At 68.2% G+C, this 11424-nt stretch carries 9 protein-coding genes; 6 read left to right on the top strand and 3 right to left on the bottom strand.

Annotated elements, in window-relative coordinates:
- The 4 genes from LzC2_RS17290 to LzC2_RS17275 all read left to right on the top strand — a co-directional run.
- A partial coding sequence (locus LzC2_RS17290) for a vWA domain-containing protein (RefSeq protein WP_206678769.1) occupies positions 1-2200 on the top strand: 2200 nt, incomplete at its 5' end.
- A gap of 206 nt (positions 2201-2406) precedes the next feature.
- Positions 2407-4707, top strand: a complete 2301-nt coding sequence (locus LzC2_RS17285; RefSeq protein WP_206678768.1) for a trypsin-like peptidase domain-containing protein — start codon at positions 2407-2409, stop codon at positions 4705-4707.
- The gene (locus LzC2_RS17280; RefSeq protein ID WP_171189273.1) at positions 4707-5264 is read left to right on the top strand and encodes a hypothetical protein; all 558 of its coding nucleotides are present in this window, start codon (positions 4707-4709) and stop codon (positions 5262-5264) included. Before LzC2_RS17285 ends, LzC2_RS17280 begins: the two co-directional genes overlap by 1 nt.
- 8 nt (positions 5265-5272) lie before the next feature.
- A complete protein-coding gene (locus LzC2_RS17275) occupies positions 5273-6517 on the top strand; it encodes an FG-GAP repeat domain-containing protein (RefSeq protein WP_171189272.1) in 1245 nt (414 codons plus the stop codon).
- Positions 6518-6521: 4 nt separating this feature from the next.
- On the opposite strand, the gene LzC2_RS17270 is transcribed toward LzC2_RS17275, so the two are convergent.
- Positions 6522-7349 carry a manganese catalase family protein gene (locus LzC2_RS17270; RefSeq protein WP_171189271.1) on the bottom strand — a complete coding sequence of 276 codons (828 nt, stop codon included), beginning with the start codon at positions 7347-7349 and terminating at the stop codon, positions 6522-6524.
- Between the two features lie 255 nt (positions 7350-7604).
- Between LzC2_RS17270 and LzC2_RS17265 the strand changes: the two genes are divergently transcribed.
- Entirely contained in the window at positions 7605-9914 is a 2310-nt protein-coding gene (locus LzC2_RS17265) for an alpha-amylase family protein (protein ID WP_171189270.1), read from the top strand.
- A gap of 14 nt (positions 9915-9928) precedes the next feature.
- Positions 9929-10357, top strand: a complete 429-nt coding sequence (locus LzC2_RS17260; protein ID WP_206678767.1) for a hypothetical protein — start codon at positions 9929-9931, stop codon at positions 10355-10357.
- Between the two features lie 37 nt (positions 10358-10394).
- Here LzC2_RS17260 and LzC2_RS17255 read toward each other — a convergent pair whose 3' ends face one another.
- Both LzC2_RS17255 and LzC2_RS17250 read right to left on the bottom strand, forming a co-directional pair.
- A complete protein-coding gene (locus tag LzC2_RS17255) occupies positions 10395-10913 on the bottom strand; it encodes a rhodanese-like domain-containing protein (RefSeq protein ID WP_414636420.1) in 519 nt (172 codons plus the stop codon).
- A gap of 34 nt (positions 10914-10947) precedes the next feature.
- Entirely contained in the window at positions 10948-11406 is a 459-nt protein-coding gene (locus LzC2_RS17250) for a DUF2892 domain-containing protein (RefSeq protein WP_171189267.1), read from the bottom strand.
- Between the last annotated feature and the right edge of the window lie 18 nt (positions 11407-11424).

Genomic DNA, 11424 nt, shown 5'->3' with positions numbered 1-11424 from the left:
GTTCCGCCCCCGCCTCTCCCCCGTCCCACGGTCGTCCGTCAGGTCGAAAGGACGTCCCCTCGCCGGGCTGTCCTCGCTGGCGCTGTTGGGCGGTATCGCCCTCGCCCCGGCCCTCAGCGGCTGCGGTCAGGAGTCGGCGGAGGAGATCGCCGTGACCAGCGAAGAAGCTCCGGATGCGGTCGCGTCCGGGGTCTGGGAGGAAGAACGTTACGGCCGCGTCTCGGGCAGGACGGCCAGCGATGCAGAAGATGAGTCGTTCGCTTTGAACGAAGAGATGAGCGGGGCGATGCCGGGTGAGGGGATGGCGTTTGATTCGGCAGGCCAGGGCGAAGGCATCGGAAACGGCTTGGGCGGTATGGGCGGAGGAATCGGCGGCGGCGGTTTTGCCGGCGGCATGCCCGCCGACTCCTACGCGGCCGACCCAGGCTCGGACGCGGACTTCGGCGACGCGCAGCTCGGCATGTCCGGGCCGGTCGACGCCTCTGCCTTCGGAGCGACCGACAGCAGGACGCCGGCGCCCGAGACTCCCGAACCCAGTGCGGCGCCGGTCCCCTCGGAGCTGAGCGCGGGGGCAATGCGGGGCGGGGAACGCGCCGAGTCCGATCGGCTCTCGGGTCTGGCCGCGGAGACCCGGCGAGGGCTGGAGAAGTCAGAGGGATTCGAATCGAAGCTTGACGACGGCCTGCGACTTCAAAATGAAAGCCTCGACTTGGCACATCAGCATGGCGACTTCAGCCGCGAGCAATACGCCCCGATCCCGGAGAACCGCTTTCTCGCCGCCCGCGACACGCCGCTGTCCACCTTCGCGGTCGACGTGGACACCGCCAGCTACGCCAACGTCCGCCGCTTCCTGACCAGCGGCCAGTTCCCCCCGCCGGGCGCCGTGCGGATCGAAGAACTCGTCAATTACTTCAACTATGACTACGCCCCGCCGAGCGAATCCGCCGGTGATCCGAACGGAGAAGGCGAAGGCGAGGAACCCCGCCCGTTCGCCGTGCACGCCGAGGTCGCGACCTGCCCGTGGGCGCCGGAGCATCGCCTGGTTCGCATCGGCCTGAAGGGTCGCGAGATGGAGACCGACGCCCGCCCGCTGTGCAATCTGGTGTTTTTGCTGGACGTGTCCGGCTCGATGAACTCGCCCGATAAACTGGGGCTGGTGAAGGAGGCGATGACGCTGCTGACCCAGCAGTTGGGCGAGAACGATAAAGTCTCGATCGTGGTCTACGCCGGCGCCAGCGGCCTCGCTCTGCCTCCGACCGGCGGGGACGACCCGAACAAGATTATCGCGGCGCTGGACAACCTCGCCGCCGGCGGCAGCACCAACGGCGGCGCCGGCATCGAGCTGGCCTACAGCACCGCGATGGAGAACTTCATCAAAGGCGGCGTCAACCGCGTGATTCTATGCACCGACGGCGACTTCAACGTCGGCGTCTCCGACGATAGTTCCCTCGTGAGTTTGATCGAGGAGAAGGCGAAGTCCGGCGTGGCGTTGTCCGTCCTCGGCTTCGGCACGGGCAACTATCAGGACGCGAAAATGGAGCAGCTCGCCGATAAAGGCGACGGCAACTACGGTTATATCGACGACATCCGCGAGGCGAAAAAGATGCTGGTCGAACAGCTGACCGGCACGCTGGTGACGATCGCCAAGGACGTCAAGATTCAGGTCGAATTCAACCCCGCCGCGGTGCGGTCCTATCGCCTGATCGGCTACGAGAACCGCAAGATGGCTGCGGAGGACTTCCGCGACGATCAGAAGGACGCCGGCGAGATCGGCGCCGGGCACACGGTCACGGCGCTCTATGAAGTCGTCCCCACCAGCGAGGACGAACCGGATCCGGACGTGCCGGATTTGAAGTATCAAACCGAAGGCGCCCCGACCGACGCCGCCGCGACCAGCGGCGAACTGCTGACGGTCGCCCTGCGTTATAAAGCCCCGGACGCCACGAAGGCCGACCCGGCGACGGAGTTCAGCGTGCCGGTGCCCGATGCGATGACGACCTTCGACGAAGCCAGCCAGGATTATCGCTTCGCCGCGTCCGTCGCCGCCTTCGGCATGTTGCTGCGGGGCAGCGAGCACGCCGGCACGGCGAAGTTCGGCGACGCCACCGCCTGGGCTAAAGCCGCCGTGGGCGACGACGAGCACGGCTACCGCGGCGAGTTCGTCGAACTCACCGAGCACGCCACCCGCATGGGCGACTGAGCATGCGGGCCAGCAAGCCGGGGGGACAAGCCCCCCGGCTCGCCGTGCGTGTTCCCGATCGCCGCCCGCTTGGGCGAATGAAACCGGCCGCTCACTCAGCAGTCGCTCCGCCCGCGCCCGACGATTAGGATCGGGCGCGGGTTCTGGCGTGCGCTCGGGCGCCGTCGCCTTTCACAAGAGCATGCAGCGGCCGAACGGTTATGAGCGTGAAGTTTCGGTGTCCGGCCTGCGACGTGTCGATCGTCGCCAAAGAGGATCGCCTCGGGCAGCGCGTCCGTTGTCCGAAGTGCCGCGAACCGATCGTGGTCGGCGGCGGGGAGGCGCCCTCCGCAGTCTCCGAAGCGGCATCCTCCGTCATCGTCGACTCGAGCGAACCGGCTCTCAGCGAGCCGCCCCGGAGCGAACTGGCGTCCAACCGGCCGACGCCTGACGAACTCCTGCCCGGGCTGCCGGCGCCGGGCGAATCGGCCACGCCGCTGGTGCCGGGGTTGCCTACCGGACCCGGCGCCGTGCGGCCGGTCGCCCGTACGCGGCGCTCCCGGTCTCGGGGGAAGGAGGGCTCGAAGGGGCTGGCCTGGAAGTTGGGCGGGGCGGGGGCCGCGTTGACCGTCATCGCCGCCGGCGTGTTCGCCGCCTTCTGGTTCGGCGGGGGCGAGAGCGGTGAGGAAAACCCCGCCCTCGCCCGCCTCAGCGACGGCGGCGGGATGAGCGAACGGGCGTCGTTCAAGAAGTCTGACGACGCCGCCGGAGCCGCCGACCGCTTCCCCGCCACGCTCTTCGACCGGGAACCGGGCGAAGAGCTGTCGGTTCCCGACCTCATCGAGAAGGTCTCCCCCGGCGTGGTGCGTCTGACGTTGTTCGATGAGTCGGACCGCGAGGTCGGTTTGGGCAGCGGCTTCGTGGTGGATGAATCGGGATTGGTGGCGACCAACTTCCACGTCGTCTCCGCCGGCGTGCGGGCCGTCGCCCACTTCCGCAACGGCGAGGAACGAGCCGTCGTCGGCGCTCGCGGATGGGACGCCGAACGCGATCTGGCGGTGCTTGAATTGGAATCCCTCCCCGACGACGCGGTCGTGTTGCCGCTCGCGGAGATGCTTCCCCCGGTCGGTACGGAGACCGTCGCCGTCGGGCACCCCGGCGGGTTTCAGTTCACCACCACCACCGGCATCGTCGGCGCGCTGCATCGCACGGACGAACTGCCCGAGGAAGCCCGGCGGTTCCTCGATTCCCCCACCGATCAGATGTGGGTGCAGACCAACGCGACGATCTCCGGCGGCAACAGCGGCGGCCCGCTGCTGAACCTGCGGGGCGAGGTGATCGGCGTGAACACCTGGGTGGTGGGCGAACGCGGGCTGGGCTTCGCGGCGGCCTCCTGGGATTTGGGGCAACTGATCCGCCGCGCGGAGGAGGAACCGACCGAACTGGCGGACCTGCAGATCGAGGCGTCCGGCCTGGGCGGCAGCGGCGGGCCGATCGAGAGCTTCTTTGAATCGATGCCCGCGGAGGTGGACGCCGTGCTGACCGGGCATCGGCGGCGGATGGAGGAGTTCGCCGTCTCCCTCTCCATGATCGATTCCCCTGACAATTTGATGGGCCTGCGGGACCAGCATCCCGCCCGCGAAACCGCCGACGAACTGCTGAAACTGGCCGAGGCGAGCGAGGGCACGCCGGACGCCCGTTCCGCCCTGCTGGCGGCGATCATGGTGGGCCGCACGATCGTCTCGGACGAAGGCGAGGGCCGCGTGATCGCCGCCGCCGGCGAGGCGCTGCTGCGGGACCACGCCGAGGCCCCGGAGATGCGGATGGTCCCGCTGATGCTCGGCGGTTCCAGTCGACCGGAGGCCCACACGCTGCTCCGCGGGGTGAAGGAGGCCAGCCCGTTCGACGACGTCAAAGGTCTGAGCCTGTTCGCGCTCGCCTCCGCACTGGGCGAGATCGCCGACCCGACAATCGAGCAGGCCGACGAGGCCGTCGCGGCGCTGACGGAAACGATCGAGGAATACGGCCACATCACGATCGACGGCGCCCCGCTGGAGATGGCCGCCGCCCCGCTGAAGTACGTCGTCGAGAACCTCGTCGCGGGCCGCCGCCCGCCGGCGATCTCCGGCCCCGACGCCGACGGCGAGACGATGTCGCTGGAGCAGTTCCGCGGGCAGGTCGTGCTGCTGGACTTCTTCGCCGACTGGTGCCCCGCCTGCACCGCGATGTATCCGCAGGAGCGGGTGCTCGTCCGCAAATACAAGGATCGCCCGTTCGTGATGCTCGGCGTGAACGGAGACGAATCCGCCACGCTCAGCGACATCCGCGAAGACGGCAGCGTGACCTGGCGCACCTGGGCCGACGGCCCCAACGGCCCGATCTCCGAGCGCTACCGCATCACCGCCTACCCGACGTTGTTCCTGCTCGATGCCGAGGGCCGCATCCGCGAAACCTACGAGGGCGCCCCGGACCTCGAGGAGTTGGAAGGACGGATCGAAGAACTTGTCCAAGAGGCCGAGTCGGAATGATGTCCGCCCCCATTATCCCCTCCCGGCTGGCCCTCGTTTGCGCCAGCACGCTGCTGGTCGGCTGCGGAGGGCAGGAAGAGTTGACGGAGATGCTCGGCGGCAGCGCCGGCCGGGCGGCGATCGCCGACCCGGCGTCGGTGGAGGCGATACGGTTGGAACCGGCGAACCCGCTACCCGACCCGGACGACATCGACCTCGAAGCGCTGGAACGCTTGGTGCTCCCCGATTCGCTGCCCGAGGGCATCTCCGATTACCGGGAGGTCGCCGGCCCGGTCGCGGTGCCCGCCGCACAGGCCGCGGCGCTGGATTCGCCCGGGTGGCTCAGTCCGGACGTCGCTAAAGCGTGCGAACCGCTCTACGGCCTCCGGGTGCGGTTCACCGGACGGAACGGAACGGTGGTCGACATCTGGAACTGTTTTGAATGCGACATCCTGTCGGTCGTCATCGACGGGGAGGTGGTCGGCGGAGACGATTCCGACGACCTGCGTCCCATCCTGCTCGCCGTGGCCCGCCAAGCGTTCCCGGACGACGAGGCACTGGCATCGCTGGAAGAATAAAAGGGACCATGCTCGCCGCCCTCCTGCTCACGCTGCTCCCGGTCCCGCCGGTCGAGGCCGCGGACGTCTGGCCGCGGCACGTAATCGACGCCGGGTCGCGCGGGGCGGACGGCGTGCGGTTGGCGGACGTGGACGGCGACGGACGGCAGGACGTCGTCACCGGGTGGGAGGAGGGCCGCGAGATCCGCGTCGCGTTCGCCCCGCCGACAGACCGGGTGCGCGAGCCGTGGCCGACGGCGACCGTCGGCCGGGTCGCGTCTCCGGAAGACGCCGTCGCCGTCGATCTGGACGGGGACGGACGGTTCGAGATTCTCTCCGCCGCTGAGGGGAAGGCGAAACGGCTGTCGGTGCATCAGGCCCACGGCGACCCGCGGCTGTCGGCGAACTGGGACACGACCCCGTTGGGCGACTCGGTCGGGCGGCAGCAGTACATGTTCGCCCTGCCGTGGTCGGCGGAGAACGGCGGTGGTCTGATCGCCGCGGGGAAGGGAGCCGGCGCCGCGGTCGAATGGTGGCGACCCGGCAAGAACCCGAGCGATTGGACCGCCTGGCGAGCCGTGCAGCTGCGGCCGGTCGGCTGGGCGATGTCGCTGGTCGCCGAAGACATGGACGGCGACGGCGATGCGGACCTGCTCCTCACGGATCGCAAAGGTCCGCGGCGAGGCGTGGTCTGGCTGGAGTTCGATCCGGCGTCCGCCATGTGGCGGGAGCACGCCGTCGGCGGGACGGACCTCGAACCGATGTTCCTCTCGGTCTGCGACCTCGACGGCGACGGCGACCGGGATCTCGCCGTCGCCGCGAAAGACGCCGGGGTCGCACTCTATGAACGGCTCGACGTGACCGGTGATCGCTGGCGGGCTCGCAGGCTCTCCCTGCCGAAGAACGCCGGCGGCGGCAAAGGCGTCGCCGCGACCCGCTCCGCTGTGGGCGGATTGGAACTATTCGTCTCCTGCGAGCATTCGTCCCGGAAGTGCTCGATCGTGCGATTCCGGTTCGGTCCGAACGATGCCGTGTGGACCGCGACCCCGACGATCGACTGCCCCGCCGGCGTGATCGGCACGAAGTTCGACCTCTTGGAATTGCGCGATCTGGACGCCGACGGCGACCTCGATCTGCTGACCTGCGAGGAACGCGAGAACCTCGGGGTGATCTGGTACGAGCGTCCCGGTCCTGCCGGGGCGACGCCGCCTTCCGATCGATCCGCAGCCCCGGACGCCGGAGATGTCCGGGGCCGCGGTCTTCGTCAGCGCTGACGCACTATTTGCCGACCTGCGCCTCCTGCACGCCCTGCCAGGGCTGGGCGGGGGGCAGACCGAGTTCCTGCCCCATCGGTTCGAGCCATTCGCTTTTGAAGGTGCCCTTGCCGTCGACGCTTTCGCCCTGCGTCCAGGCGCCCTGCGTGGGGCGGCTTTGATCCCGCTTCGTGCCGTAGAAGGTGTAGTTGACGCTCTGGTTCTCCTCGGACTGCGGGAAGGTGTTGGGAATCGGGTGGGCCTTGGCTCCGCCGACCTCTTCGTACGCCGCCAGCCACTGGTTCTGGTGCATCGTGTCGCGGGCGATCATATATTTCAGCATGTCTTTCATGCCGGGGTCGTCCGTGTAGTTGTGCAGCTTGACGGCCAGCATCCGGCCGGTCGATTCCGCCGTGACGTTGGCCAGCATGTCCGCGGCGATGTTGCCGGTGGCGTAGACGTGGCTGGCGTCGAAGGGCACGCCCTGACTGTCCATCGGCATCGCGGCCAGGGTGGTGGAGAGCACGTGCCGGGGGTTCATCCCGCCCAGAACGGCGGCGACGGTCGGATCCTTGGCGGCTTCTTCCACCATGGCCGTCGGGGCTCCTTCCAGGTTCAACGCGACCGCGGTCGCGAGCATCTCGATATGGCCCAGCTCCTCGCAGGCGGTTTCCAGCAGCATGTCCCGATACTTCGCCGGACCGCGGGCGCCCCAGGCCTGGAATAAATACTGCAACGCGACGCGCATCTCGCCCTCGACGCCGCCGATCGCCTGTTGCAGGAACTTGGCGAACATCGGGTTCGGCGTTTCGACCTTCACCGGGTACTGCAGCTTGCTGTCGTGATAAAACATCGTTCGCGAGGGAGCGGGGGAACGTGGGGGACAGGCGGCCGGCGTCCGGCCGACCGGCAGAACCCTGAAAACCCCGGCCCCGGCGCGTAGCGGGGAAGGCGCTGCGCGATCGCCTGGGGGACGGCACGGCGGGAACGCCCCCGCGGGAAACGCCCCGCGGGGCGTTTCCGGGCGAACGCTCGGGGTTCAACCCGCACCGGGCCGGACGAATCACGACAAGTGCATACATACGGGCCGGTAGGTACGCTCGCGGGCATGTCGCGCCCCGCCCCCACGCTTCTCGCCGCCGCGCTTGTTTCATGCATTTTTGTTGAGCCGTCGGAGGTTTCCGCCGCGGACGCCGTCGTCGCGGAAACGCCGTTGACGGAGGAGAACTCCTGGGCGTTCGAGGCGCCGGAGGATTCGTTCTCGCCCGAGGCGCTGCTGGATCTGCGGTCGTTGAACGAAGCGGAAAGCGGCCAAAGCGGGTTCGTGCGGCTCTCGGAGGACGGGATGTCGTTCACGCTCGGCGACGGCGAACCGGTGCGGTTCTGGGCGGTCGGCACCGACGCCCATCGCTTCGACCCGGCGGCGATGGATCGGCACGCCCGCTGGCTCGCCAAGCGCGGCGTAAACCTCTGCCGATTGCACGTGACCGTCGCGGCCCACGAGGAGGGCGACGCCTTGGGCGAGGTCAACGACGAACTGATCGCCGGCTGTCATCGGTTCATCAAAAGCTGCAAAGAGAACGGGATCTACGTCCTGCTCTCGCCCTACTACGCCCACTTCGCGGCGCCGAAATCGTGGGGCCTGCCCGGCGGCACGCCGCGGATGGAGGGCTTGGTCTACGTCTCGCCCGAGGTGCAGACCGCTTACAAAACCTGGACGCGCGAATTTTATACCCGCGTCAACCCGCACACCGGGCTAAGCATCGCGAACGATCCGACGGTCGCGATGCTGCAGATTCTCAACGAAGACAGCCTGCTGTTCTGGACCGCCCAGCGCCTGCCGGACCCCTATCGGGAACTGCTGGCCGAGGCGTACTCGAAGTGGCTGACGGAGAAATACGGCTCCGTCGCCGAAGCCTGGGCGGCGTGGGGCGAGGGCTATAAGGGGAAGGACGACCTGGACGACCTGGAGAACGGCCGATTGGGCACGCTGCGACCGTACGACCTCACGCTGGACGCGGACGGGGCGCTGCGGAACCGGCTCAAAGACTCCGCGGAGTTCCTCGCCCGCTATCAACGTGACTTCTATGCGGAGATGGGCCGCTATCTCCGCGAGGATCTGGGCTGCAAGCAGGTGTTGAACGCCACCAACTGGCGCACCGCGAACGATGCCAAACTCAAGGGGCTGGAACGCTATAGCTACGCCGCGCTCGATTGGGATGCGGAGAACGAATACGTCGGCAGCGACTATCAACACTCCGGCGAGAACGACGGCTATCGCATCGACCCCGGCCACTATCTGGTCAACGAATCGGTACTGGGCAAGCCGCTCGAAATGTGCACGAACTTCCGGCAGCGGCGGGGGGCGCCGTTTATCGTTACCGAGACGGCGTGGAAAAACCCGAATCGCTATCAAAGCGAGGGGCCGTTCCTCGTCTCCGCCTATCAAAGCCTGACCGGAATCGACGGCGTGGTCTGGTTCGCCTTCCAAACGCCCGGGTTCGAGACCGACCCCAATAAACCGTTCTGGCGGACCGGCGATCAAATGTCGGTGCATAAATGGAGCCACGGCTATCCCGCCCAAACGCTCGGCTTCCCCGCCGCGGCGCTGGTGTATCGACGGGGCGATCTGAAGCAGGCCGAGCCCGTGGTCGTCGAACGCCGGCCCGCCGCCGAAGTGTTCGACCGGCAGCCGCCCCGAGTGACGGACGACGAAACCTACGGGGACGCCCGCGATCAGCCCGAACTTCGCTCCGATTGGACGCCCGGCGAGCGAGCCGGCGGCGAAGAGCTTCCGCGGGCGGCGTTTCTCGTCGGCCCGGTCGTGGATCAGATCGTCGGCGACGACGCATCCGGCGAGGACATGGTCTCGCCGTACCTCGATAAATACATCGATCGCGAGGCCGGGAAGATTCACGCCGCCACCGGCGAGTTGATGTGGGACTACAAGCGCCGCGTCTGCGTGATGGAGGCGCCCCGCGCCCAAGGCGTCACCGGCTTTCTCAAAGAGGCCGGCGGGCTGTTCCAACTGGCCGACGTGACGATCGAGTGCTTGAACGACTACGCCACCGTGCAGGTCGTCAGTCTTGATGACGCGGATCTGAATAAAAGCCGCGCGGTCTTGGTGCAGATCGTCACCGTGAACCGGTTGACCGGCTATCGCACCGAACCCGCGACTTTCTCGATGGGCCAAGGAGAGGGGGCGTACGAGGTGCAGGGCGAACGCATCGTCCGCATCGGCGAGGCCCCGCTGCGACTGGCGAACACGCAACTGACCGTCACGGTCGCCAACCCACAGCTGACCGAGGCGGTCGTCCTCGACGTGAACGGCCACCCGGTTCGCACGCTGCCGGTTGAGAACGGCCGGCTGGAAATGCCCGCCGACGCCGTCTACGCCGTGCTGCGAGCGGGGGAGTGAATTTCGGCATCGCGTTGCTTTCGATTCTCCTGCTGGCGGCAGCGGTTTTGGTGCCGATCACATGGGGGGCGATCGTGCTGCGGTTCTTCGATCGCTGGTTCACCCACCGGGACCCCGAAAAGCAGATCCCTTATGGCGAAGCGTTCGTCGGGGGCATGATGTTGTGTCTGGCGACGTTCGCCGCGGCGGGCCTTGTCGTTCTGGGGGGCTTGGCGACCGATTCCGCCGACATCAGCCTATGGGGCGGAAGCGTCTGGCTCCTTTGGATAGGGGCGTTCGCCACGGTGCACGCTTCTACAACCGTGGTCGCCTGGGCCGCGTTGGAGCGGGGCACGTCGCGCGGGCGAGCTTGGGCGGCGTCCGCCGGCGCGGCGACGGTGTGGCTCGGCGGGATGTTCATCGCCCTCGCCGCGTGGGGATGGGTTCTCGCCACGTTCGCGTGAGAGAACAACGCATGAGGGATCAGCCGCCCGCTGGCCCTCACCGATTCCAAGGCATCTTCGCCAGCATCATGCCCATCCCACAGGTATCAGTGAGGCCGGCGAAGGTCAGGCCGGCGCCGATGAACGCGGGTAGGCCAGCCCAGTACGGATGGACCGTCAGGGCGAGGACGGACCCGGTGAACGCCAGCGATCCGGCCGCGATGCGTACCTGCCGCTCCAGCGAAATGGACTTCTTCCCCCGCTCGATCGGCAGCCCCGCGGCCTCCCAGGCGGGCGTGCCGCCCTCGACGCTGAGCGCTTCGATCCCCGCGGTCCGCAGCGTCTCCACGGCCTGACCGCTGCGGGCGCCGCTCTTACAGATCGCCAGAATCGGCCCGTCCCCCTCGTTCTGGAACGATCCGGGATCCAGCCGATCCAGCGGGACATTGCGGGTGCCGGTCGCGTGCGCTTCGCGGAACTCCGGCGGGGTGCGGACGTCGATGAGTACGCCGCCCTGTTGGAGCCGATCAGCGGCCTCCCGGGGTGAAAGCGGCGTGGCGGGGGCGGCGATCATCATCGGGCGGCGGTGCGGGGAAGGGACCGCCGCGATTCTACCCCTGAGCCGCCGCGGCGAACGCTCGGCGGGCGGCGGGGGAGGTCGGCGCCTGCGGCAGACCGCGGAAGTCGCCGCGGAGGGCCTTCAGGGCGTAGCGCTCCCGATCGATCTCCGCCGCCGTCCGCACGCCCATCCGGCGGAGCACTTCCAGCGGCGGGCACCAGCCCTGCACGGCATGTTGCAGCAGGAACGCGGCGACCGCCCCGGGGAGGAACAGCCACTTCTTATCCACCGTCGCCCCCAGCACGATCCCCGCGAGGGCCAATGTGGAGGCGTTCGCCTCCAAGGTGCGCTCGGTATCCCATTCCGCATCCAATTCAGCCAGACGGCGGTCAATCGCCGCCGGCCCGGCGAGCGCGAGCCGGGCGACCCGATCCCCCGCCTCGCGTGTGATGCGGGCGTTGACGGAATCCATCGTGTTCTGACGGACGCGGGTATTGGTGTCGGGGAGCATGGAGGCGGGGGATCGGGT

This window comes from Alienimonas chondri (assembly GCF_013036045.1).
Taxonomy (GTDB): Bacteria; Planctomycetota; Planctomycetia; order Planctomycetales; family Planctomycetaceae; genus Alienimonas; species Alienimonas chondri.
Note: the sequence above shows the minus strand (reverse complement) of the source record. Positions and strands in the feature narration are given on the sequence as shown.

What these genes read in the sequence shown, in the direction of transcription:
- LzC2_RS17275 (WP_171189272.1), top strand. Translation starts at nt 5,273, where the DNA reads ATGCTCGCCGCCCTCCTGCTCACGCTGCTCCCGGTCCCGCCGGTCGAG.
- LzC2_RS17255 (WP_414636420.1), bottom strand. Translation starts at nt 10,913, where the DNA reads ATGATGATCGCCGCCCCCGCCACGCCGCTTTCACCCCGGGAGGCCGCT.
- LzC2_RS17250 (WP_171189267.1), bottom strand. Translation starts at nt 11,406, where the DNA reads ATGCTCCCCGACACCAATACCCGCGTCCGTCAGAACACGATGGATTCC.
- LzC2_RS17280 (WP_171189273.1), top strand. Translation starts at nt 4,707, where the DNA reads ATGTCCGCCCCCATTATCCCCTCCCGGCTGGCCCTCGTTTGCGCCAGC.
- LzC2_RS17265 (WP_171189270.1), top strand. Translation starts at nt 7,605, where the DNA reads ATGTCGCGCCCCGCCCCCACGCTTCTCGCCGCCGCGCTTGTTTCATGC.
- LzC2_RS17270 (WP_171189271.1), bottom strand. Translation starts at nt 7,349, where the DNA reads ATGTTTTATCACGACAGCAAGCTGCAGTACCCGGTGAAGGTCGAAACG.